Source organism: Streptomyces sp. NPDC054887 (genome assembly GCF_053610585.1).
The window spans coordinates 1-22,701 of record NZ_JBSGYQ010000075.1; the positions used below are offsets into that span (position 1 = coordinate 1).

The 22,701-nt window shown below is 72.4% G+C and carries 18 protein-coding genes; 7 read left to right on the plus strand and 11 right to left on the minus strand.

Translation table 11 applies throughout. The features are described from left to right. Window positions 1-60: 60 nt before the first annotated feature. Genes ACWGH0_RS29925 through iolC form a run of 5 tightly spaced genes read right to left on the minus strand, consistent with a single transcriptional unit; the run spans window position 61 to window position 6,300 of the window. The gene (locus ACWGH0_RS29925; protein WP_453407391.1) at window positions 61-1,560 is read right to left on the minus strand and encodes a CoA-acylating methylmalonate-semialdehyde dehydrogenase; all 1,500 of its coding nucleotides are present in this window, start codon (window positions 1,558-1,560) and stop codon (window positions 61-63) included. A gap of 32 nt (window positions 1,561-1,592) precedes the next feature. Next, window positions 1,593-3,470 carry a 3D-(3,5/4)-trihydroxycyclohexane-1,2-dione acylhydrolase (decyclizing) gene (gene iolD / locus ACWGH0_RS29930; RefSeq protein WP_453407392.1) on the minus strand — a complete coding sequence of 626 codons (1,878 nt, stop codon included), beginning with the start codon at window positions 3,468-3,470 and terminating at the stop codon, window positions 1,593-1,595. Further along, complete coding sequence (iolB, locus tag ACWGH0_RS29935) at window positions 3,467-4,369, minus strand: 5-deoxy-glucuronate isomerase (RefSeq protein ID WP_453407393.1); 903 nt, start codon at window positions 4,367-4,369, stop codon at window positions 3,467-3,469. Before iolB ends, iolD begins: the two co-directional genes overlap by 4 nt. 9 nt (window positions 4,370-4,378) lie before the next feature. After that, window positions 4,379-5,263, minus strand: coding sequence for a Cgl0159 family (beta/alpha)8-fold protein (locus ACWGH0_RS29940; RefSeq protein ID WP_453407412.1), 885 nt, complete (start codon window positions 5,261-5,263; stop codon window positions 4,379-4,381). A 14-nt stretch (window positions 5,264-5,277) separates the two neighbouring features. Further along, complete coding sequence (gene iolC / locus ACWGH0_RS29945; protein WP_453407394.1) at window positions 5,278-6,300, minus strand: 5-dehydro-2-deoxygluconokinase; 1,023 nt, start codon at window positions 6,298-6,300, stop codon at window positions 5,278-5,280. Between the two features lie 126 nt (window positions 6,301-6,426). Here iolC and ACWGH0_RS29950 point away from each other — a divergent pair, with 126 nt between their 5' ends. The 5 genes from ACWGH0_RS29950 (at window position 6,427) to ACWGH0_RS29970 (ending at window position 11,283) form a co-directional block, all read left to right on the plus strand. Continuing rightward, window positions 6,427-7,338 carry a sugar phosphate isomerase/epimerase family protein gene (locus ACWGH0_RS29950; protein ID WP_453407395.1) on the plus strand — a complete coding sequence of 304 codons (912 nt, stop codon included), beginning with the start codon at window positions 6,427-6,429 and terminating at the stop codon, window positions 7,336-7,338. A 257-nt stretch (window positions 7,339-7,595) separates the two neighbouring features. After that, window positions 7,596-7,793 (plus strand): helix-turn-helix transcriptional regulator, encoded by a 198-nt coding sequence (locus tag ACWGH0_RS29955; protein WP_453407396.1) that lies wholly within the window; start codon window positions 7,596-7,598, stop codon window positions 7,791-7,793. Between the two features lie 266 nt (window positions 7,794-8,059). Then, complete coding sequence (locus ACWGH0_RS29960) at window positions 8,060-8,278, plus strand: hypothetical protein (protein WP_453407397.1); 219 nt, start codon at window positions 8,060-8,062, stop codon at window positions 8,276-8,278. Window positions 8,279-8,521: 243 nt separating this feature from the next. Further along, the gene (locus ACWGH0_RS29965) at window positions 8,522-8,836 is read left to right on the plus strand and encodes a heavy-metal-associated domain-containing protein (RefSeq protein WP_453407413.1); all 315 of its coding nucleotides are present in this window, start codon (window positions 8,522-8,524) and stop codon (window positions 8,834-8,836) included. Between the two features lie 134 nt (window positions 8,837-8,970). Next, window positions 8,971-11,283 carry a heavy metal translocating P-type ATPase gene (locus ACWGH0_RS29970; protein ID WP_453407398.1) on the plus strand — a complete coding sequence of 771 codons (2,313 nt, stop codon included), beginning with the start codon at window positions 8,971-8,973 and terminating at the stop codon, window positions 11,281-11,283. Window positions 11,284-11,613: 330 nt separating this feature from the next. Here ACWGH0_RS29970 and ACWGH0_RS29975 read toward each other — a convergent pair whose 3' ends face one another. The 5 genes from ACWGH0_RS29975 to ACWGH0_RS29995 form a co-directional block, all read right to left on the minus strand. After that, window positions 11,614-12,903, minus strand: coding sequence for a citrate synthase (locus ACWGH0_RS29975; protein WP_069928695.1), 1,290 nt, complete (start codon window positions 12,901-12,903; stop codon window positions 11,614-11,616). A 196-nt stretch (window positions 12,904-13,099) separates the two neighbouring features. Beyond that, entirely contained in the window at window positions 13,100-15,364 is a 2,265-nt protein-coding gene (gene recD2 / locus ACWGH0_RS29980; protein WP_453407399.1) for an SF1B family DNA helicase RecD2, read from the minus strand. 257 nt (window positions 15,365-15,621) lie between these two features. Beyond that, window positions 15,622-16,446, minus strand: coding sequence for a sugar phosphate isomerase/epimerase family protein (locus ACWGH0_RS29985; RefSeq protein ID WP_453407400.1), 825 nt, complete (start codon window positions 16,444-16,446; stop codon window positions 15,622-15,624). Beyond that, on the minus strand, window positions 16,443-17,588 hold the full coding sequence (locus ACWGH0_RS29990) for a dihydrodipicolinate synthase family protein (protein ID WP_453407401.1): 1,146 nt from the start codon (window positions 17,586-17,588) through the stop codon (window positions 16,443-16,445). The genes ACWGH0_RS29985 and ACWGH0_RS29990 overlap by 4 nt, the downstream gene beginning before the upstream one ends. After that, window positions 17,585-18,736: a Gfo/Idh/MocA family protein gene (locus tag ACWGH0_RS29995; RefSeq protein WP_453407402.1), complete on the minus strand. Its 1,152-nt coding sequence runs from the start codon at window positions 18,734-18,736 to the stop codon at window positions 17,585-17,587. Before ACWGH0_RS29995 ends, ACWGH0_RS29990 begins: the two co-directional genes overlap by 4 nt. Before the next feature lie 94 nt (window positions 18,737-18,830). Here ACWGH0_RS29995 and ACWGH0_RS30000 point away from each other — a divergent pair, with 94 nt between their 5' ends. Further along, window positions 18,831-19,916, plus strand: coding sequence for a LacI family DNA-binding transcriptional regulator (locus tag ACWGH0_RS30000; protein ID WP_453407403.1), 1,086 nt, complete (start codon window positions 18,831-18,833; stop codon window positions 19,914-19,916). Window positions 19,917-20,273: 357 nt separating this feature from the next. Here the strand turns inward: ACWGH0_RS30000 and ACWGH0_RS30005 are convergent, their stop codons facing one another. Beyond that, window positions 20,274-21,116: an ABC transporter substrate-binding protein gene (locus tag ACWGH0_RS30005; protein ID WP_453407404.1), complete on the minus strand. Its 843-nt coding sequence runs from the start codon at window positions 21,114-21,116 to the stop codon at window positions 20,274-20,276. A 251-nt stretch (window positions 21,117-21,367) separates the two neighbouring features. On the opposite strand from ACWGH0_RS30005, the gene ACWGH0_RS30010 reads away from it, so the two are divergent. Then, window positions 21,368-22,174 (plus strand): sugar phosphate isomerase/epimerase family protein, encoded by an 807-nt coding sequence (locus ACWGH0_RS30010; RefSeq protein WP_453407405.1) that lies wholly within the window; start codon window positions 21,368-21,370, stop codon window positions 22,172-22,174. Window positions 22,175-22,701 lie beyond the last annotated feature (527 nt).

A 22,701-nucleotide genomic window follows, 5' to 3' on the forward strand; every position in this document is an offset into this window, starting at 1 on the left:
GGCCGGGCGCGGGGCCCTGTCGCGGTGACCCGACCGGGGCGCGGGCCCCGGTCGTGGTGCTCAGTGGTTGCGGGGGAAGCCCAGGTCGACGCCTGCCGGGGCGTCCGCCGGGTCGGGCCAGCGGGTCGTGGTGACCTTGCCGCGGGTGTAGAAGTGGATGCCGTCGTTGCCGTAGATGTGGTGGTCGCCGAAGAGCGAGTCCTTCCAGCCACCGAAGGAGTGGTAGCCGACCGGCACCGGGATCGGCACGTTGACGCCGACCATGCCGGCCTCGATCTCCAGCTGGAAGCGGCGGGCGGCGCCGCCGTCGCGGGTGAAGATCGCGGTGCCGTTGCCGAACGGCGACGCGTTCATGAGGGCGACGCCCTCCTCGTACGTGTCGACGCGCAGCACGCACAGCACCGGGCCGAAGATCTCGTCGCGGTAGGCGTCGGAGTCCGTGGAGACCTCGTCCAGCAGCGAAAGGCCGATCCAGTGGCCGTTCTCGAAGCCCTCGACCGTGTGGCCCGTGCCGTCCAGCACGACCTTCGCGCCCTGCGCTGCCGCGCCCGTGACGTACGAGGCGACCTTGTCGCGGTGGGCGGCGGTGATCAGCGGGCCCATCTCGGACGCCGGGTCGTTGCCGGGGCCGATCTTGATCTTCTCGGCCCGCTCGCGGATCTTGTCGACCAGCTCGTCGCCGACCGCGCCGACCGCGACCACCGCGGAGATCGCCATGCAGCGCTCGCCCGCCGAGCCGTACGCCGCCGAGACCGCCGCGTCGGCGGCCGCGTCGAGGTCGGCGTCCGGCAGGACCAGCATGTGGTTCTTCGCGCCGCCGAGCGCCTGGACGCGCTTGCCGTTGGCGGAGGCGGTCTGGTGGATGTAGCGGGCGATCGGGGTGGAGCCGACGAAGGAGATCGCCGCGACGTCCGGGTGGTTCAGCAGGCCGTCGACCGCGACCTTGTCGCCGTGCAGGACGTTCAGCACGCCGTCGGGCAGCCCGGCCTCGGAGGCCAGCTCGGCGAGCCGGACCGAGGGGGACGGGTCCTTCTCGCTCGGCTTCAGCACGAACGTGTTGCCGCAGGCGATGGCCAGCGGGAACATCCACATCGGCACCATGGCCGGGAAGTTGAACGGCGTGATGCCCGCGACGACGCCGACCGGCTGGCGGATCGAGGACACGTCCACCCGGTTGGACACCTGCGTGGACAGCTCGCCCTTGAGCTGCGTCGTGATGCCGCACGCCAGCTCGACGATCTCCAGACCGCGCGCGACCTCGCCCAGCGCGTCCGAGTGCACCTTGCCGTGCTCGGCGGTGATCAGCGCGGCGATCTCGTCGCGGTGGGCGTCGAGCAGCGCGCGGTAGCGGAACAGGACCGCGGTGCGCGCGGCCAGGGAGGACGTGCCCCACGTCGCGTACGCGGCCTTCGCCGACGCGACGGCGGCGTCGACCTCCTCGGCGGAGGCGAGCGCGACCTGCGTGGTCACTTCACCGGTGGCCGGGTCGGTGACCGGGCCCCAGTTCCCCGACGCGCCCTCGACGGTCTTGCCGCCGATGAAGTGGTTGACGGTCTTCATCCCAGTTACTCCTTGTAGTGCAGCGGGGGCGGTCAGAGATGGCGGCGTCGCGCAGCGGCTTGACGGTCGTACTCCTCCCGGGCCTTGACCGTCGACGGGCGGGTCGCGGTCTCGGCCACGGGAACATCCCACCACGCCTGGGCGGCCGGCGCGCCCGACACTGTGTCGGGCGTTCGCGTCTCGACGTAGACACATGTGGGGCGGTCGGACCGGCGCGCCTGGGTAAGAGCTTCCCGCAGGTCACGCACGGTGTGGGCGCGGATGACCCGCATGCCGAGGGAACCGGCGTTGGCGGCCAGGTCGACCGGCAGCGGCGCGCCGGTGTACGTGCCGTCGGGCGACCGGAAGCGGTACGCCGTGCCGAAGCGCTCGGCGCCCACGGACTCGGAGAGGCCGCCGATCGAGGCGTATCCGTGGTTCTGGAGGACGACCACCTTGATGGGGAGGCGCTCCTGCACTGCGGTGACGATCTCGGTGGGATTCATCAGGTACGTACCGTCGCCGACGAGCGCCCACACCGGCCGGCCGGGGGCGGCGAGCTGCACGCCGATGGCGGCGGGGATCTCGTAGCCCATGCAGGAGTATCCGTACTCGACGTGGTACTGGTCGCGCGAGCGGCAGCGCCACAGCTTGTGGAGGTCGCCGGGCAGGGAGCCGGCCGCGTTGACGAGGATGTCGTCGGGGCCGGCGAGGCTGTCGAGCACGCCGAGGACCTGGACCTGGGTGGGCCGCGCGTCCCCGTCGGGCGCGGCGTACGCGGCGGTGACGCGGTGCTCCCAGCGCGCCTTGGCCTCGCGGTACTCGCCGACGTAGGCGTCGGGGACGCGGTGGCCGGCCACGGCGCCGGTGAGGGCACGCAGGGCGGCGCGGGCGTCGCCGACCACCTGGCGGGCGCCCATCTTGTGGGCGTCGAATCCGGTGATGTTGAGGTTGACGAAGCGGACGTCCGGGTTCTGGAAGAGGGTCGCGGAGGCGGTGGTGAAGTCGGAGTAGCGGGTGCCGACGCCGATCACCAGGTCCGCCGTCCGGGCGAGTCCGTCGGCGGTGGCGGTGCCCGTGTGGCCGACGCCGCCGACGTCCGCCGGGTGGTCGTAAGGGAGGGAGCCCTTGCCCGCCTGAGTGGAGGCGACCGGGGTGCCGGTGGCCCGGGCGAACTCCTCCAGGGCCTCCTCGGCGCCGCTGTGGTGGACGCCGCCGCCGGCGATCAGCAGGGGGCGGCGGGCGGCCCGGAACGCGGCGGCGGCTTCGGCGAGTTCGTCTCGGTCCGGCTCGGGCGCCCGGATCGGCCAGACGCGCTCGGCGAAGAACTCCCGCGGCCAGTCGTACGCCTCGGCCTGCACGTCCTGCGGCAGCGCGAGCGTCACCGCGCCGGTCTGCGCGGGATCGGTGAGGACCCGTACGGCGGCGAGCGCGGCCGGGATCAGGGCCTCGGGGCGGTTGACGCGGTCGAACCAGCGGGACACCGGGCGCAGGCAGTCGTTGACGGACACGTCACCGGCGTACGGCGTCTCCAGCTGCTGGAGCACGGGGTCGGCGGGCCGGGTGGCGAAGGTGTCGCCGGGCAGCAGGAGGACCGGAAGGTGGTTGACGGTCGCGAGGGCGGCGCCCGTGACGAGGTTGGTGGCCCCGGGGCCGATGGACGTCGTGACGGCGTGCGTGGAGAGGCGGTCGCTCTGGCGGGCGAAGCCGACGGCGGCGTGCACCATGGCCTGCTCGTTGCGGCCCTGGAAGTACGGCATGTCGTCCGAGCCGGGTTCCAGGAGCGCCTGGCCGATGCCCGCCACGTTGCCGTGGCCGAAGATCCCCCAGGTGCCGGCGATCAGGCGGTGGCGGACGCCGTCGCGCTCGGTGTACTGGCGGGCGAGGAAGGCGACCAGGGCCTGGGCGGTGGTCAGTCGGCGGGTGGTCACTGTTCCGGCTCCTCGGGTCCGTACAACGGCAGGCGGGGGTCCACGGGCTGGGACGGCCAGGTGTCGCGGATCCAGCCGTGTTCGGGGTGGTCGCGGATCAGCCACTGGCGCACCTCGCCCGGGCCCGCCATGACGTTCAGGTAGTAGAGGGTGCGGCCGGGCGCGGCGATGGACGGGCCGTGCCAGCCGTCGGGGATGAGGACGGCGTCACCGGTGTGGACCTCGGCGAGGACGTCGGTGCCGCCGGGGCGGGACGGCGACACGCGGTGGTAGCCGAGGCCGTCCCCCTCGACCTCGAAGTAGTAGATCTCCTCCAGCTCGCACTCGACGCCCGGGTGGTGCTCGTCGTGCTTGTGGGGCGGGTACGAGGACCAGTTGCCGCCGGGGGTGAGGACCTCGACCGCGATGAGCCGGTCGCACGGGAACCCGCCGTCCGCCGCTTCCCCCGCGGCGGGGGCCGCGGCGAAGTTGTTGACCTGGCGCGAGCAGGCCCCGGCGCCGCGCAGCTCCACGGGGACCTCCGGCGCGGGGCCGTAGCGGGCGGGGAGTCGTCGCTCGCACCTCGCTCCTGCCAAAGCGAAGCGGCCTCCCGCGCCGGAGGAGATCTGGGCGTGGGCGTCGCGGGGCACGTAGACGAAGTCGGTCACGGACGCGAACACGCTGTCCCGGCCCCGCAGTTCGAAGCTCTCGCCCTCCACCCGCACCGTACAGCCGCCGTTCAGCGGCAGCACGATCCACTCGCTGTCCCCGGCGGCGAGCAGGTGGGAGCCGCCGGGCGGCAGTTCCAGCACGCGCAGGCTCGAACGGCTCCAGCCGGCCCGCTTCGGGTCGATGTCCAGGACGTACGGCCCCCGCGCGGCGGCTCCCGCCCGCAGGACGTGCGTGTCGTTGTCCGTCATGCCTTCTCCCTACCCCCCGGCCCCGCGCCGCAGAAGCCCCACGGCCGTGTCGACCGCGCCCGCCACGTCCCCGTCGGCCGGATAGAGCAGCGACCGGCCGACGACCAGGCCCTGGACGGTCGGCAGCCGCAGCGCCGTGCGCCACTTCTCGTACGCCGCGTCCTGGTCGGCGCCGACCTCGCCGCCCAGCAGCACCGCGGGGAGGGTCGAGGTCTCCATGACCCGCGCCATGTCGTCGGGGTCGTCCGTCACGGGGACCTTCAGCCAGGTGTACGCCGAGGTGCCCGCGAGACCGGAGGCGATGGCGATGGAGCGGGTGACGGCCCCGGCGCTCAGGTCGTTGCGGACCTCGCCGGCCACGCGGCGGGAGATGAACGGCTCGACGAAGACCGGCAGCCGCCGCTCGGCCATCGCGTCGATGGTGCGGGCGCTCGCGTGGAGGGTGTCGAGCGATCCGGCGTCGTCGTAGTCGATGCGCAGGAGCAGCTTGCCCGCGTCGAAGCCGCGGCGCTCCAGGTCCTGGGCGCGGGGGCCGGTGAAGCGGTCGTCGAGTTCGAAGGCGGCGCCGGCCAGGCCGCCGCGGTTCATGGAGCCGATGACGACCTTGCCGTCGAGGGCGCCGAGCAGGAGCAGGTCGTCGAGGATGTCGGCGGCGGCCAGGACGCCGTCGACGCCGGGGCGGGACAGCGCCAGGCACAGCCGTTCCAGCAGGTCCGGGCGGCCGGCCATGGCGAGTTCGCGGTCGCCGACGCGGAGCGCGCCGCGGGCCGGGTGGTCGGCCGCGACGATCATCAGCCGCCCGCCCGCGCCGAGCAGCGGCCGGCGGGGGCGGCGGGCGGCGGCCTCGTCGATCGCCTCCGGGTGGTGGGTCCGTACCCGTACCAGGTCACAGATCCGCAGGCCGCTGGTCACGGCGTGGGCTCCGCCGGTACGGGGCCGCCCGCCAGGACCTGTTCGACCTCCGCCGGGTACGGCATGGCGGACGAGCAGGCGAGCCGGGAGGCGACGACGGCGCCGGCGGCGTTGGCGTACCGCATGGTGCGCTCCAGGTCCCAGCCCGCGAGCAGCCCGTGGCACAGGGCCCCGCCGAAGGCGTCGCCGGCGCCGAGGCCGTTGAGCACCTCGACGGGTACGGGCGGCACTTCGGCCGTGGTGCCGTCGCGGTCCATCGCCAGCACGCCCTTGGGACCCTGTTTGACGACGGCGAGTCGCACACCGGCGGCGAGCAGGGCGCGGGCGGCGGCGTGCGGTTCCCGCTCACCCGTGGCGACTTCGCACTCGTCGAGGTTGCCGACGGCTACGGTGGCGTGGCGCAGGGCCTCGGCGTAGTACGGGCGGGCGGCGGCCTGCCGCGGGGCCGCGCCGCCCCAGAACACGGGCCGCCAGTCGAGGTCGAAGACCGTGACGCGGCCCGCCGCGCCTCCCCCGGCCGCCGCGCTCCCGGTGCGCGCCCCGAGTGCCGCCAGGGTCGCCGAGCGGCTCGGCTCCTCGCACAGTCCCGTGCCCGTCATCCAGAAGATGCGCGCCGACCTGATGGCGTCCAGGTCCAACTCCTCGGCCTGCAGTTCGAGATCGGGTGCCTTCGGCTGCCGGTAGAAGTAGAGCGGGAAGTCGTCGGGCGGGAAGATCTCGCAGAACGTCACGGGGGTCGGCAGGCCGGGGACCCCGGTCACCCAGCGGTCGTCGACGCCGAACTCCCGCAACTGCTCGTGGAGGTAGTCGCCGAACGGGTCGTTCCCGGTGCGGGTGACGAGGGCCGCGCGCCGGCCGAGCCGGGCCGCCGCGACCGCCACGTTGGCCGCCGAGCCGCCGAGGAACCTGCCGAACGTGTCGACCCGCGCCAGCGGGACACCGGGCCGCAGGGGGTAGAGGTCCACCCCGATCCGGCCCATCGCGATCAGGTCGTACGGCTCGTACGAGTTGGGCGGCATGCGCGTCCCTCCGGTCCGGCGGCTGCCCTCAGGTCTAGTGGGCCCCGCCGGACCCTGTCAACACATTGTCCTTACATTCGGACGAACCCTTGACACGTTTCGCGGACGGCCGGAAGGCTGGCGTACATGACCTCTCCCGCAGCCGCACCGCACCGCATCCGGGTGGGTTCCGCCCCCGACTCGTGGGGGGTCTGGTTCCCCGACGACCCGCTCCAGGTGCCCTGGGAGCGCTTCCTCGACGAGGTCGCGGAGGCCGGTTACCCCTGGATCGAGCTGGGTCCGTACGGCTATCTCCCGACGGACCCCGCCCGGCTCGCCGACGAGACGCGCCGCCGGGGTCTGTCGGTCTCGGCGGGCACGGTCTTCACCGGCCTGCACCGGGGGCCCGAGGTCTGGGACGCCACCTGGCGGCACGTCGCGGACGTCGCCGGGCTGACCCGGGCCATGGGCGCGGAGCACCTGGTCGTCATCCCCTCCTTCTGGCGGGACGACAAGACCGGCGAGGTGCTGGAGGAGCGCACGCTGACGCCCGGCCAGTGGCGCACGCTCGCCCGGCAGACCGAGCGCCTCGGGCGCGAGGTGCGGGAGCGGTACGGGCTGAAGATCGTCGTCCATCCGCACGCGGACACCCACATCGACAGCGAGGAGAACGTCACCCGCTTCCTGGACGCGACCGACTCCTCCCTGGTCTCGCTCTGCCTCGACACCGGCCACTACGCGTACTGCGGCGGGGACAGCGTCAAGCTGATCGAGACGTACGGGGAGCGCATCGGCTACCTCCACCTCAAGCAGGTGGATCCCCGGGTGCTGGCCGAAGTCGTCGCGCGGGAAGTGCCGTTCGGGCCCGCCGTCGGGCGGGGTGTGATGTGCGAGCCGCCGGCCGGCGTGCCGGAACTGGAGCCCGTACTGGCGGCGGCGCGGCGGCTGGACGTCGACCTGTTCGCGATCGTCGAGCAGGACATGTACCCGTGCCCCGCGGACCAGCCCCTGCCCATCGCACGGCGCACGCGGCGCTTCCTGCGCTCCTGCGGCGTGTGACGCGCGCCGTCCATCGCGGGGGAGCCGGCCGGTTGCGACCGGCCGCCCCTCACCCGCCGCACCGTCACATTCGTTGAACTCCTGTCACACATGTCTCCATTACGCGGGTCTTCCGTCACAGCCGTACGACAGCCCCTCCCCGTCCATCACTCTGCGTCGTTCAACGGACACAGGCTGAGTGATCGCCAGCGTTCGCGCCCCAGCTCCCCCGACGGCCCCCCGGCCGCCGCTGAGGCGCACGCAGGGAGGTGCCACAGATGACTGACCACAGGCTCTGGTCGTACAAGGAGATCGCCGCGCACATCCGGGTCCAGCCGGACACCGTGCGCTCGTACCGCAAGCACGGGCTTCTCCCCCCGCCCGACCATGTGGAGGGCGGCAAGCCCTACTGGCGCCCGGACACCATCCGCCTCTGGGTGTCGCGCCGCCCCGGCAACAGGGGCCGCAAGGAATGAGAAGCTCCGACCCGCCGTTAAATGCCGTTTTCTCTTTACCTGTGCAGCGATGCACCCAAGATGCAGACATCTCGCGCCATCTCATTTCTGATAGGCCGCGAGAAGGATTTGCGATGCTATTCCGTGAGGACAAAGCTGCACGTCAGGGGGGTTCTGTGGGGCTGAAGTGTGCACGGGAAGGAGACCCTGGAGTAAGTTGCCGGTCGACTTCCGGGCGTGATTGCATCCGCTCCGAGAACCCCATGGCACCAATGAAAGGGCGAGTAATGCGCAACAGCTTCACCTCCGAGGTCGAGACCAGCGAGCTCTCCGACGCCGCACTGGACGGCATCGCGGGCGGCACGGCCCACGCCGGCGCCGACGTTGCCGGTCACAGCGCCTCCGTGTGCGTCGGCGACGTCGCCGGGGCCGCCGGGTCCGTCGCCGCCTCGCTCCCGCTCTCCCAGGTCACGGGCCTCGTCTCGGTGCAGACCAGCGGCATCTGAGGACAGACGGCGCACCAGCATTGCCCGACCCGCCGGCACGGGTGCACGCCGGCCGGCCCCCAAGCCCCGGAACCTCCCGTTCCGGGGTTTGTCGCGTTCACGGGCGGCCTGCGCCCGGCGCTCCCGGCGAGGCGTTCGCTCAATACCCCCTAGGGGTATAGTGTGGAGGTGTTGGGACGTCACGGTGTTCCCGTGGCTTTCCGGAGCACCACGACCGTGCACGCCTTCGAGAGGGAGAACGACATGACCGCCGAGACCGAGACGAAGACCGACGCCACCGCGACCGGCTCCTGCTGCTCGCCGTCCGGCTCCTGCCACGACGGCCCGGCCGAGGTGCGAGTGGGCGCCGTCACCGCCGTCTACGAGGTGAGCGGGATGACCTGCGGCCACTGCGAGGGCGCCGTCAGCGGCGAGATCTCGGAGATCCCCGGGGTCACCTCCGTGACGGCGGTCGCCTCCACCGGCCGGGTGACGGTCGTCTCCGAGGCGCCGCTGGACCTGGAGGCCGTACGCGCCGCCGTCGACGAGGCCGGTTACGAGCTCGTCGGCCGGTCCTGACGCCGCCGGGCGGCCCGGCGGCCCCCGGACGCGCGCGGGGCCCGTACCACCCGCACCGCCTTTCCCGGCCGGGCCGTACCGGACCAGTTCATACTGGCTCCCGTACGGCCCGGCCAGTTTCCTGGAGCAAGAAGATGACCAGCACAGCGCAAGAGGCGCCGGCGTCGTCCGTGGACACCACCCAGGTCGAGCTCTCCATCGGCGGCATGACCTGCGCCTCCTGCGCCGCCCGCATCGAGAAGAAGCTCAACCGGATGGACGGCGTCTACGCCACCGTCAACTACGCGACGGCGAAGGCGAGGATCAGCCACACCCGCACGGTGGGCGTCGCGGACCTCGTCGCCACCGTCGAGAAGACCGGTTACACCGCCGAGGAACCCGCGCCGCCCCCGGCCGCCCGGCCCGACGGGTCCCCGGCCGCGCCGGGGCCGGGGGACGACCCCGAGCTCGCCGCCCTGCGCGGGCGCCTCCTCGTCTCGCTCGCGCTGGCCGTCCCCGTCGTCGCGCTCGCGATGATCCCCCCGCTCCAGTTCGACAACTGGCAGTGGCTCTCCCTGACACTCGCCGCGCCGGTCGTCGTCTGGGGCGGGCTGCCGTTCCACCGGGCCGCCTGGACCAACCTCCGGCACGGCGCCGCCACCATGGACACCCTCGTCTCCGTCGGCACGCTCGCCGCGTTCGCCTGGTCGCTGTGGGCCCTGTTCTTCGGGCACGCGGGCATGCCCGGCATGCGGCACGGTTTCGAGTTCACCGCCTCGCAGCGCACCGACGGCGCTTCGGCCGTCTACCTCGAAGTCGCCGCGGGCGTCGTCACGTTCATCCTCCTCGGCCGCTACCTGGAGGCGAAGGCCAAACGGACGGCCGGATCCGCACTGCGCGCCCTGATGGAGCTGGGGTCCAAGGACGTCACCGTCCTGCGCGGCGGTACGGAGGTGCGCGTGCCGGTCGACGCCCTCGGAGTGGGGGACCACTTCGTCGTACGGCCGGGCGAGAAGATCGCGACCGACGGGACCGTCACCGAGGGGGCCTCGGCGGTCGACGCGTCCATGCTGACCGGCGAGTCCGTGCCGGTGGACGTGACCGCGGGGGACGCCGTCACGGGCGCCACCGTGAACACCTACGGCCGGCTCGTCGTCGAGGCGACCCGCGTCGGCGCCGACACCCGGCTCGCCCGCATGGCCCGCCTCGTCGAGGACGCGCAGAACGGCAAGGCGCAGGTCCAGCGCCTGGCCGACCGCGTCTCGGCCGTCTTCGTGCCGGTCGTGCTGCTCCTCGCCCTCGGCACGCTGGTGACCTGGCTGCTCCTCACTGACGACCCGGCCGCGTCCTTCTCCGCGGCCGTGGCCGTACTGATCATCGCGTGTCCGTGCGCGCTGGGACTGGCCACGCCGACCGCCCTCATGGTCGGCACGGGGCGCGGCGCCCAGCTCGGCATCCTGATCAAGGGCCCCGAGGTGCTGGAGTCCACGCACCGGGTGGACACCGTCGTACTGGACAAGACCGGGACCGTCACGACCGGGCGGATGGAGCTCCAGGAGGTCCACGCGGCTCCCGGCACCGACGAGGCGCTGCTGCTGCGCCTCGCGGGCGCGCTGGAGCACGCCTCGGAGCACCCGGTCGCGCGGGCCGTGGCAGCGGGAGCCACCGAACGGACCGGGCCGCTGCCCGGCGTCGACACGTTCGAGAACGTCCCCGGACTCGGGGTGCGCGGCGTCGTCGAAGGCCACACGGTGCTCGTCGGCCGTCGGGCGCTGCTCGCCGGGGCGGGCGTGAGCGAGCTGCCGCGGGAACTGGCCGAGGCCGTGGCCGCCGGGGAGGCAGGGGGGCGTACGACGGTGCTGGTCGCCTGGGACGGCGCGGCGCGCGGCGTACTGGCCGTCGCGGACGCCGTGAAGGAGACCAGCGCCGAAGCGGTGACCCGGCTGCGCGAGCTGGGCCTCACCCCGGTGCTGCTGACCGGCGACAACCGGGCGGTGGCCGAGTCGGTGGCGCGTGCGGTCGGGATCGGCGCGGACGACGTGTACGCCGAGGTCCTGCCCGAGGACAAGGCCGACGTGGTGCGGCGGCTGCGGGCCGGGGGCCGCACGGTGGCCATGGTCGGTGACGGTGTGAACGACGCCGCGGCGCTGGCCACGGCGGATCTGGGACTCGCGATGGGGACGGGCGCGGACGCCGCCATCGAGGCGGGCGACCTGACGCTCGTACGGGGGGACCTCCGGGTCGCCGCGGACGCGATCCGGTTGTCGCGCCGGACGCTGGGCACCATCAAGGGCAACCTGTTCTGGGCCTTCGGTTACAACGTGGCCGCCCTGCCGCTGGCCGCAGCCGGGCTGCTCAACCCCATGATCGCCGGCTTCGCCATGGCGTTTTCCTCGGTGTTCGTAGTGACAAACAGCCTCCGGCTGCGTACCTTCACAGGACGCACACATGGTGACGCAAGTCACTGAGATTTGAGGGTAACCATTTGGCCGCCTCGCGAGTCTAAGTGGGCGATGCCAAGAACGTCTTGGGGGACGTTCGCGGACATGTCTTGGGGGACATTCCGGGCAAGCGTTGGCCGGGACACGTGCACCGGGGAGCTATGAGCGGCCCTCCCGTACGTACGCGTCCCGGCGGACCGCGTGTGGTGCTGCCGCACCCGTCAGACGCCCGGCCGGATCCCGTGGGGGGAATCCGCTCCGGGGAAAGGGAAGCGCCCCGCAACGTCGACCCGTGGGGGGATCGGCGGCGGGGCGCTTTCCGCTTTTCAGCGGGTGACGCGGTGAGGCTGAAGCGTGTCAGCGGCCTTCGACCGGCACGAAGTCGCGCAGGACCTCGCCCGTGTAGATCTGGCGCGGGCGGCCGATGCGGGAACCCGGCTCCTTGATCATCTCGTGCCACTGGGCGATCCAGCCCGGCAGCCGGCCCAGCGCGAAGAGTACCGTGAACATCTCGGTCGGGAAGCCCATGGCCCGGTAGATCAGGCCGGTGTAGAAGTCGACGTTCGGGTACAGCTTGCGCTGCACGAAGTAGTCGTCGGCCAGCGCGTGCTCTTCCAGCTTGAGCGCGATGTCGAGGAGCTCGTCGTCCTTGCCCAGGGCGGAGAGGACGTCGTGCGCCGCGGCCTTGATGATCTTCGCCCGGGGGTCGAAGTTCTTGTAGACGCGGTGCCCGAAGCCCATGAGCTTCACGCCGTCTTCCTTGTTCTTCACCTTGCGGATGAAGTTGTCGACATCGCCGCCGTCGGCCTGGATGCCTTCCAGCATCTCCAGGACGGACTGGTTGGCGCCGCCGTGCAGCGGGCCCCACAGCGCGCTGATGCCGGCGGAGATCGAGGCGAACATGTTCGCCTGCGAGGAGCCGACCAGACGCACGGTAGAGGTCGAACAGTTCTGCTCGTGGTCCGCGTGCAGGATCAGGAGCTTCTCCAGCGCCGCGACCACGACCGGGTCCGGCACGTACTCCTGCGCGGGCACCGAGAAGGTCATGCGCAGGAAGTTCTCGACGTACCCGAGGTCGTTGCTCGGGTAGACGAACGGGTGACCGATCGACTTCTTGTACGCGTACGCCGCGATGGTCGGAAGCTTGGCGAGGAGGCGGATCGTCGAAAGGTGACGCTGCTTCTCGTCGAACGGGTTGTGGCTGTCCTGGTAGAACGTCGACAGCGCGCTGACGACCGACGACAGCATGGCCATCGGGTGCGCGTCGCGCGGGAAGCCGTCGAAGAACCGCTTGACGTCCTCGTGCAGCAGCGTGTGCTGGGTGATCTCATTGCGGAAGGCGGCGAGCTCGTCGACCTTGGGCAGCTCACCGTTGATCAGCAGGTACGCCACCTCGACGAAGGTGGAGCGCTCGGCCAGCTGCTCGATGGGATATCCGCGGTAGCGCAGAATGCCCTGCTCACCGTCGAGGTAGGTGATCGCGGATTTATAGGCGGCCGTGTTGCCGTATCCGCTGTCGAGAGTCACCAGACCGGTCTGAGCCCGGAGCTTCCCGATGTCGAAGCCCTTGTCGCCGACGGTGCTGTCGATCACCGGGTAGGTGTACTCGCCATCGCCGTACCGCAGTACTACAGAGTTGTCGCTCACGTCATCCCTCACCGACGTAGTGCCTCTTCTTCGAGGTGCCCTGACTGTCTCTACCATCCCCCATTTGGCTCAGCAGAGTGCACTCGGGGTCGGCCATTAGGCCCATTCGCGGCACTCAGTGCCGCCAACCTGCTCATCCTGCCCCCTTACCCCCGGTTCTGGAAGTCGAGCGAGACGTTTGCCATGAACAGTCCCCCTATGGGGCGGTTTGTGCGGCGGGGTGGCTCCTCACGATCCGCCCCGCGAGCCGGTGATCCAGCGCCGTACACCTCCGGCCTGCGGAAACGGTACGAACGGCCTGACCGATGGCCTTGCGGGAGCCCACCAGCACCACCAGCTTCTTGGCCCGGGTCACCGCCGTGTAGAGCAGATTGCGCTGGAGCATCATCCACGCCCCGGTGGTGACCGGGATCACCACGGCCGGATACTCGCTGCCCTGCGAGCGGTGGATCGTGACGGCGTACGCGTGCGCCAGCTCGTCCAGCTCGTCGAAGTCGTACGGAACCTCCTCGTCCTCGTCGGTCAGCACCGTCAGGCGCTGCTCGTCCGGGTCGAGCGAGGTCACCACGCCCACGGTGCCGTTGAAGACCCCGTTCTGCCCCTTCTCGTAATTGTTGCGAATCTGCGTCACCTTGTCTCCGACGCGGAACACCCGGCCGCCGAACCTCTTCTCCGCAAGGCCGGGCCGCGCCGGGGTGATGGCCTGCTGGAGCAGCCCGTTGAGCGCGCCCGCGCCGGCCGGGCCGCGGTGCATGGGGGCCAGCACCTGCACGTCGCGCCTCGGGTCGAGGCCGAACTTCGCGGGGATGCGGCGGGCGGCCACGTCGACGGTGACCCGCCCGGCGTCCTCGGTCTCGTCCTCGGCGAAGAGGAAGAAGTCCGGCAGCCCCTGGGTGAGGGGAGGGACCCCGGAGTTGATGCGGTGCGCGTTCGTCACCACGCCCGACTGCTGGGCCTGGCGGAAGATCCGGGTGAGCCGTACGGAGGGCACCGGGCCCCCGTCGGCCAGCAGGTCGCGCAGCACCTCCCCCGCGCCCACGGACGGCAACTGGTCGACGTCGCCCACCAGCAGCAGGTGCGCGCCGGGCGCGACGGCCTTCACGAGCTTGTTGGCCAGCAGCAGGTCGAGCATCGACGCCTCGTCGACGACGACCAGGTCGGCGTCCAGCGGCCGGTCCCGGTCGTAGGCCGCGTCGCCGCCCGGCTTCAGCTCCAGCAGCCGGTGCACGGTGGACGCCTCGGCGCCGGTCAGCTCGGCCAGGCGCTTGGCCGCGCGCCCGGTGGGGGCCGCCAGCACGACCTTGGCCTTCTTGGCGCGGGCCAGCTCCACGATGGAGCGGACGGTGAACGACTTGCCGCAGCCGGGGCCGCCGGTCAGCACGGCGACCTTCTCGGTCAGCGCCAGCCGCACCGCCGCCTGCTGCTCGGGCGCCAGCTCGGCCCCCGTACGGCCCGCGAGCCAGGCCAGCGCCTTGTCCCAGGCCACGTCCCGGAAGGCCGGCATCCGGTCCTCCGGGGCGCGCAGGAGCCGCTGGGTCTGCGCGGCCAGCGACACCTCGGCGCGGTGGAACGGGACCAGGTAGACGGCGGTGACCGGGTCCCCCTCGCCGCCTTCCGGCGGCGGCACCTTCTCCCGTACGACGCCCTCCTCGTCCGCCAGGGCGGCCAGACAGTCGATCACCAGGCCGGTGTCCACCTGGAGCAGCTTCACGGCGTCGCTGATCAGCCGCTCCTCCGGGAGGTAGCAGTGGCCCTGGTCGGTGGACTGCGAGAGCGCGTACTGGAGGCCCGCCTTCACCCGCTCCGGGCTGTCGTGCGGGATGCCGACGGACTGGGCGATCCGGTCGGCGGTCAGGAAGCCGATGCCCCAGACGTCGGCGGCCAGCCGGTACGGCTCGTTCCTGACCACGGAGATCGAGGCGTCGCCGTACTTCTTGTAGATCCGCACCGCGATGGAGGTCGAGACGCCCACCCCCTGGAGGAAGATCATCACCTCCTTGATCGCCTTCTGCTCCTCCCAGGCCGCCGCGATCATCTTCGTGCGCTTCGGGCCGAGCCCCGGCACCTCGATCAGCCGCTTCGGCTCGGTCTCGATGACGTCCAGGGTGTCGACGCCGAAGTGCGTGGTGATCCGGTCCGCCATGACCGGCCCGATGCCCTTGATCAGCCCGGAGCCCAGGTAGCGGCGGATGCCCTGGATGGTGGCGGGCAGCACGGTGGTGTAGTTCTCCACGGTGAACTGCCTGCCGTACTGCGCGTGGGAGGCCCAGCGTCCCTCCATGCGCAGCGACTCGCCGGGCTGCGCGCCGAGCAGGGAGCCCACGACCGTGAGGAGGTCGCCGCCGCGGCCGGTGTCGACGCGGGCGACCGTGTAGCCGTTCTCCTCGTTGGCGTAGGTGATGCGCTCCAGGACGCCCTCGATCACCGCCGGGGGCGCGGGAACACCTGTGGGACTTGGCATGATCCGACGCTACCGCCAGGGTCCGACAGCGCGGCACGTGCGGGGAAAACCAAGGAGGCCCGGTCCGTCGACCGGGCCCCTCAGATCCCCCTCCGTACAGGCCTCCCTGAAATCCCCCCGGATCCCCACCCAGAAGCCCTGATGCCAAGTAGGACCCGCGAACCCGGGCAACGGTTGCACGGGAAGACGGATTTATTTGACGAGGACACAAGTCACCCACGGATGATCAAAGCGTGATCAAGAACGCAGCGTTCCGGTCACGCCTGAAGGGCGTGGGCGACGTAGCGGTCGGCCACCTCCGCCAGCACCTCCGCGCCGTCCCGGGCCCACAGCTCCTCGTTGAAGATCTCCACCTCGACGGGCCCGGTGTAGCCGGCCGCGTCGACCAGTGCGCCGAAGCGGCGGAAGTCGACCACTCCGTCGCCCAGCTGCCCCCGGCCCAGCAGCACACCGGCGGGCAGCGGTGTGATCCAGTCCGCGAGCTGGAAGGCGGCGATGCGGCTGCCCGCGCGGGCGATGCCCTCCGCGAGGCGGTCGTCCCACCACAGGTGGTACGTGTCGACGACCACGCCCACCCGCTCCACCGGGAAGCGCTCGGCCAGGTCGAGGGCCTGGCCGAGGGTCGACACCACGCAGCGGTCCGAGGCGAACATCGGGTGCAGCGGTTCGATCGCCAGCCGTACGCCCCGCTCGGCGGCGTACGGCGTCAGCTCGGCCAGCGCCTGCGCGATGCGCTCGCGCGCGCCGTGCAGGTCCCGGCTGCCGGGGGGCAGGCCGCCCGAGACCAGGACCAGCGTCCCGGTGCCGAGCGCGGCGGCCTCGTCGACGGCCCGCCGGTTGTCGGCCAGCGCCGGCGCCCGGTCGTCCCCCGTGAGGAACCCGCCCCGGCACAGGCTGGTGACGGCCAGCCCCGCGTCCCGCATCAGTCGGGCGGTGCGCTCGACGCCGTACTCCTGCACCGGCGCGCGCCACAGCCCCACCCCGGGAACACCCGCCTTGACGCACCCCTCGGCCAGTTCGGGGAGCGACCACTGCTTGATGGTCTCCTGGTTGATGCTGAGTCTGGACAGGGCGTCGGTCACTGGTCCACTCCGTGCAGGGCGAGGAAGGTCTTCATACGGGCTTCGGCCAGGAGCGGGTCCGGGAACAGCCCCAGGCCGTCGGCCAGTTCGTACGCCCGGGCCAGGTGCGGCAGCGAGCGGGCCGACTGGAGGCCGCCGACCATCGTGAAGTGCGCCTGGTGGCCCGCCAGCCAGGCGAGGAGGACCACGCCCGTCTTGTAGAAACGGGTGGGCGGCGCGAACAGGTGGCGGGACAGTTCTACCGTCGGGTCGAGTAGGGCCCGGAAGCCCTTCTCGTCACCGGTGTCCAGCGTGCGTACGGCGTGTGCCGCCAGCGGCCCCAGGGGATCGAAGATGCCGAGCAGGGCGTGGCTGAAGCCCTGTTCGTCGCCGGCGATCAGCTCGGGATAGTGGAAGTCGTCGCCCGTGTAGCACCGCACCCCCTGGGGCAGGCGCCGGCGCAGGTCGACCTCGCGCCGGGCGTCGAGCAGGGAGACCTTGATGCCGTCGACCTTGTCGGGGTGCGCGGCGATGACCTCCAGGAAGGTCTCCGTGGCGGCGTCCAGGTCGGCGCTGCCCCAGTAGCCTTCGAGCGCCGGGTCGAACATCGGGCCGAGCCAGTGCAGGATCACCGGCTCGGCCGCCTGGCGCAGCAGGTGCCCGTACGCCGTCAGGTAGTCCTCGGGGCCCCGGGCGGCGGCCGCCAGCGCCCGGGACGCCATGAGGACGGCCCGGGAGCCCGTCGACTCGACCAGGGCGAGCTGCTCCTCGTACGCGGCCACGACCTCGGCCAGGGTGGCCTCGCCCGGCGGCAGTTGGTCGGTGCCGACACCGCAGGCGATGGAGCCGCCCACCGCCTTCGCCTCGGCGGCCGAGCGGCGGATCAGCTCGGCCGCGCCGGACCAGTCGAGCCCCATGCCGCGCTGCGCCGTGTCCATCGCCTCCGCCACGCCCAGGCCGTGCGACCACAGGTGGCGGCGGAACGCGAGCGTGGCGTCCCAGTCGACCGCGGCGGGCCCCCCGGGCGACACGTCGGCGAACGAGTCGGCCACCACGTGCGCCGCCGAGTACACCGTGCGGGAGGTGAGAGGAGCCCCGCCGGGAGCGAGGGCGAGGGGCGAGGTCGTGGGCTCGTACGTGCCGTGCGGGAGTCTGATCGTCACAGCGACAGCTCCGGTACCTCGTAACGGCGGCCCTCGGCCGAGGACTTGAGCCCGAGCTCCGCGAGCTGGACGCCGCGCGCTCCGGCGAGCAGGTCCCAGGTGTACGGCTCGTCGAGCACCACGTGCCGCAGGAACAGCTCCCACTGGGCCTTGAACCCGTTGTCGAAGTCCGCGTTGTCGGGCACCTCCTGCCACTGGTCGCGGAAGGAGTGCGTGACCGGGAGGTCCGGGTTCCACACCGGCTTGGGGGTCGCGGACCGGTGCTGCGTCCGGCAGTTGCGCAGGCCGGCGACCGCGGAGCCGTGCGTCCCGTCCACCTGGAACTCGACCAGCTCCTCGCGGTTGACGCGGACCGCCCAGGAGGAGTTGATCTGCGCCACCGCGCCGCCCTCCAGCTGGAAGATGCCGTACGCCGCGTCGTCGGCGGTGGCGGAGTACGGCTTCCCGTGCTCGTCCCAGCGCTGCGGGATGTGCGTCGTGACGTGGGCCTGGACGCCGGTGACGCGGCCGAACAGCTCGTGCAGCACGTACTCCCAGTGCGGGAACATGTCGACGACGATGCCGCCGCCGTCCTCCGCGCGGTAGTTCCAGGAGGGCCGCTGCGCTTCCTGCCAGTCGCCCTCGAAGACCCAGTAGCCGAACTCGCCGCGCACCGAGAGGATCCGGCCGAAGAAGCCGCCGTCGATCAGGCGCTTCAGCTTGAGCAGGCCCGGCAGGAAGATCTTGTCCTGTACGACGCCGTGCTTGACGCCCGCGTCGCGGGCGAGGCGTGCCAGGCCGAGCGCGGCGTCCAGACCGGTCGCCGACGGCTTCTCCGTGTAGACGTGCTTGCCCGCGGCGACCGCCTTCCTGATGGCCTCCTCGCGGGCCGAGGTGACCTGCGCGTCGAAGTACACGTCGACCGTCTCGTCGGCGAGCACGGCGTCGAGGTCCGTGGACCACTCGCTCAGTCCGTGCCGTTCGGCGATCTCCCTGAGCGCGTGCTCGCGGCGGCCCACGAGGACGGGCTCGGGCCACAGCACCGTGCCGTCGCCGAGGTCCAGGCCGCCCTGCTCGCGGATGGCGAGCACCGAGCGGACGAGGTGCTGGCGGTACCCCATCCGGCCCGTGACGCCGTTCATGGCGATGCGCATGGTCCTGCGTGTCACGAAAGTTCCTCCGTACGGCCGTAGCAAGCGCTTTCTATACGCTATGAAGCTAGCCTGCGGACAGCGGCTCGTACAAGACCCGGAGGACGACCAGATGACAGTGACCTTGGCGGACGTGGCGGCCCGCGCCCAGGTGTCGCCTGCCACCGTCTCCCGTGTGCTGAACGGCAACTACCCGGTCGCCGCCGCCACCCGGGAGCGGGTCCTGCGCGCGGTCGACGATCTCGACTACGTCCTGAACGGGCCGGCGAGCGCGCTCGCCGCCGCCACCTCGGACCTCGTGGGGATCCTGGTCAACGACATCGCCGACCCCTTCTTCGGGATCATGGCCGGGGCGGCCCAGTCCCAGATAGGCGGGCCGGAGGGGGCCGGCGCGGGGCGGGCCGGCGGCGAGAAGCTCGCGATCGTCTGCAACACGGGCGGATCGCCCGAGCGCGAACTCACCTACCTGACGCTGCTCCAGCGGCAGCGCGCCGCCGCGGTGATCCTGACCGGGGGCGCGATCGAGGACCCCGAGCACTCGGCCGCGGTCGCGGCGAAGCTGGCCAAGCTGGCGGACGCGGGGGCGCGGATCGTTCTGTGCGGCCGGCCGCCGCTGCCGCCGGACGGCGGCGAGGTCGTGGCGGCGGCACTGACCTTCGACAACCGGGGCGGGGCGCGGCGCCTCACCGAGCACCTGCTGACGCTCGGGCACCGGCGGATCGGCTACGTCGCCGGGCCGGTGGAGCGTACGACCACCCGCCACCGGCTGGAGGGGCACCGGGAGGCGATGGACGCGGCCGGGCTGGGCGCGGCGGTGGACGCCCTGACGGTGCACGGGCCGTACGACCGCCGGTCCGGGTACGACGCGACGCTGGAACTCCTGCGGCGGGAACCGTCGTTGACGGCGGTGGTCGCGGCTAACGACACGGTGGCGCTCGGGGCGTGCGCGGCGCTCCGGGAGCGGGGGCGGCGCATCCCGGACGACGTGTCGGTGGCGGGCTTCGACGACCTCCCGTTCTCGGCGGACGCGGTACCGGCGCTGACGACCGTACGCCTGCCGCTGCACGAGGCGGGGGCGCGTGCGGGGCGCCTGGCGCTGGGCCTGGAGAAGGCGCCGCCGGGCGGCATCGCGCCGGTGGCGGCGGAACTCACCGTCCGGGGGTCGACGGGGGCGCCGCCGGCTGCTGGGCGGGGGTGAGTGGGCGTGCGGGTGCGGGTGCCTGCGGGTGGCGGCCTTCTTGGCTTGCCTCGTCGCGCTCGTGCGGGGGCGGGCCGCTCCGGGGGCGGTGTTCGGGACTGCATGATTTAGGCGCCGAGCGGGGCCCTTTGTACGACGCCCGCGCCCTGCCCACACATCACGCTTTACGTCCCGAACACCACCTCCTGCGCGTCCCGCCCCCTCGCCTGAGTGGGACGAACGCAGTCACGCGACCACGCGACCACGCACCCGCCGCTCGGGATGCGGTCGGCGGGCGCCGGTCTCAATCCGCATCCCACACCCCACATCCCGCAACCGGTGACGGCGGGCGGCAGGCGCCCATCAGCCTCGCCGCGCTCACTTCCCTCTCGTCAGAGCCTTCGTCATCTGGGTGAAGAAGCGGGCGTGTGCCGCGCTGCTGGCGGGGAGTTCGGGGTTCCAGGGAAGCACGTGGGTGGCGGGCAGGTGCGTCGTGCCGACGTGGGTCGCGTTGGCGCGGTTGTCCGCCAGGACCACCTCCGGGGCCAGAGCGGCCGCTTCCTCCCAGGTGACCGTGGACCAGTTCGCGCCGCCACCGGCCGGCGGCTCCACCAGCCGTACGCCCAGGCCGGCGAGGGCGCGCAGGTCCGGCCAGGACTCCGGGCGGGCGAGGTGCACCCGGCCGCCGTCCGCCGGGGAGAGAGCCAGTACCCGGGGTGCGTCCCGCGTCGCGGCCGTACGCAGGTCCTCGCGCCGCGCGTCCAGCGCGACCGGCGGCTCCGCGCCGCCGAGGGAGGCCGCCAGTGCGGCGAAGCGCCCCCGGATCTCGTCGAGCGAACGGCCCTGCCCGACATCCAGCACGACGACCGGCACCCGCTCTTCCACGTACTTCGCCGCGTCCGCCTCGATCCCGTACACCTGCCCGCCCCCGTAGCTGACGGCCACGACCAGGTCCGCCCCCGACGACAGGACACGGTCCGGGTCGAAGGAGGCCCCCGCACCGAAGTACCTGACCTCCCCGAGCGGCAGATGACCGGCCTTGGCGCGGTCGGGCGCGTCACCGTCGTGGTACGAGCCGAAGATGCCCAGCGGAAGAAGACCGTGGTCCCAGAGGGTCGCTCCGGCCTGGATGTAGGCGACGATCCTCGTGGGCCACCGGGCGGCCGACAACACCTGTCCCCGGTCGTCTGCGAACTGCCATATCGCGTCTGCTGCTGTCATGCGCGAGTACTGCCCCGCCGGAAGCGCCGGTACGCCGCCGTCCGGGGTACGACGGCGTGCGTGTAACCGGCCCGCTGGTCCGTACGGTGATCGGCCTCGCTTACGCGACGGGCTATCGGGAAGTCGTGCTGTGGACGAATGATGTCGTCGGCACGCCACTGCCACGCGCATCACCGAGAAGCCGCACCGCTCGTACGAAACGGACCCGGCGGGCCGGACCGGCGGCTTCCCCATCAGGAAGGAGCATCACAGTGAAGTACGCCTTCTCCACCCTCGGGGTGCCCGGCATGCCGCTGCGCGATGTCGTACGGCTGGCGAACTCGACGGGCTACGACGGCGTGGAGCTCCGCGCGCACCCCGATGAGCCGGTCCACCCCGCCATGGGCATCGAGGGCCGCGCGGACGTGGTCGAACGTTTCGACGACGCGGGCGTCCGGATCCTGGCGGTGGCGGGGTACGCGAAGGTGGCGGCCCCCGGCGACGACGAGCCCGTACACCAGGAGCTGCACGGTCTGCTGGCCCTGGCGCGCGACCTGGGAGCGCCGTACGTCCGGGTCTTCCCCGGCGGCGGCGACGAGCAGCCCCAGGAAGAGGCCGACGCGGCGGCGGCCCGCCGCCTGGGGCTCGCGGCGGAGACCGCCGCCGACATGGGCGTACGCATCCTGCTGGAGACGCACGACTCGCACCGCACGGGCGCGGCGGCCTCCCGCGTCCTGGGACCTGTGGGGCACAAGAACGTCGGCGCGCTGTGGGACGTGATGCACACCTGGCTCGGCGGCGAGACCCCGGCCGCCTCACACGCCGTACTGGCCCCGCACCTCGGATACACGCAGGTCAAGGACATCGCATCGGCCGACGACACGACCCCGCTCGCGCTGGGCGCGGGAGTCCTGCCACTGGACGAGTGCGTGGCCCTGCTGGACGACGACGCGTGGGTCTGCTGGGAGTACGAGAAGCGCTGGTACCCGAAGGCAGCCGACCTCCCCGGCATGCTCGCCGCAGGCCGCGACTACCTGGAGCACCTCTCCCGCGCCCCCCGCCCGAGCACCCTCCCGTAGCCTCCCCCCACGCGGATCGCCCGGGACCCGCCCCCCGTCCCGGGACCAACCCCACACTTGACCCGCCCCACTCCCGCTCACGCCCCACCCCCCACACCCCTTACGCCCTCCAGCACGAATTGCGCACCTGATCCCGCGTCAGCCCCCACCCACCGGCCACCACCCACACGCTCACCCGCCCACCGGCCACCGGCCGTCGGCCACCGTCCGCATCCACCCGCACGCCACCCCGACGCCCGGCCGCCCACCGGCCGGTGCACCGCCTCCGCCCGGAATGCCGGTGTCGCACCAACAACCGTCGCCGCACCCGCCGAGACAGGGGCCGCACCACCCCAGAACCGACCGCGCCCCACCCACCGGCCCGCCGCCCGGCAACGGTGTACGGCCACTCACCGAGCCTGTTCCGTGGGCTCCCCCCGGGGGCCGCCCCCCCCTCAAGCCTTGCGTCGGAGGTTCGGCGGTCAAGGGTGGAGCGCAGCGCAATCGCCGCAGGCGGCGCGCCGCCGGGGCGCCCGATTACCGCGGAG

Coding starts and splice junctions, on each gene's coding strand:
- ACWGH0_RS30005 (WP_453407404.1), bottom strand. CDS start 21,116: ATGACAGCAGCAGACGCGATATGGCAGTTCGCAGACGACCGGGGACAG.
- ACWGH0_RS29965 (WP_453407413.1), top strand. CDS start 8,522: ATGACCGCCGAGACCGAGACGAAGACCGACGCCACCGCGACCGGCTCC.
- ACWGH0_RS29960 (WP_453407397.1), top strand. CDS start 8,060: ATGCGCAACAGCTTCACCTCCGAGGTCGAGACCAGCGAGCTCTCCGAC.
- recD2 (WP_453407399.1), bottom strand. CDS start 15,364: ATGCCAAGTCCCACAGGTGTTCCCGCGCCCCCGGCGGTGATCGAGGGC.
- ACWGH0_RS29925 (WP_453407391.1), bottom strand. CDS start 1,560: ATGAAGACCGTCAACCACTTCATCGGCGGCAAGACCGTCGAGGGCGCG.
- ACWGH0_RS29970 (WP_453407398.1), top strand. CDS start 8,971: ATGACCAGCACAGCGCAAGAGGCGCCGGCGTCGTCCGTGGACACCACC.
- ACWGH0_RS30000 (WP_453407403.1), top strand. CDS start 18,831: ATGACAGTGACCTTGGCGGACGTGGCGGCCCGCGCCCAGGTGTCGCCT.
- ACWGH0_RS29955 (WP_453407396.1), top strand. CDS start 7,596: ATGACTGACCACAGGCTCTGGTCGTACAAGGAGATCGCCGCGCACATC.
- ACWGH0_RS29950 (WP_453407395.1), top strand. CDS start 6,427: ATGACCTCTCCCGCAGCCGCACCGCACCGCATCCGGGTGGGTTCCGCC.
- iolB (WP_453407393.1), bottom strand. CDS start 4,369: ATGACGGACAACGACACGCACGTCCTGCGGGCGGGAGCCGCCGCGCGG.
- iolC (WP_453407394.1), bottom strand. CDS start 6,300: ATGCCGCCCAACTCGTACGAGCCGTACGACCTGATCGCGATGGGCCGG.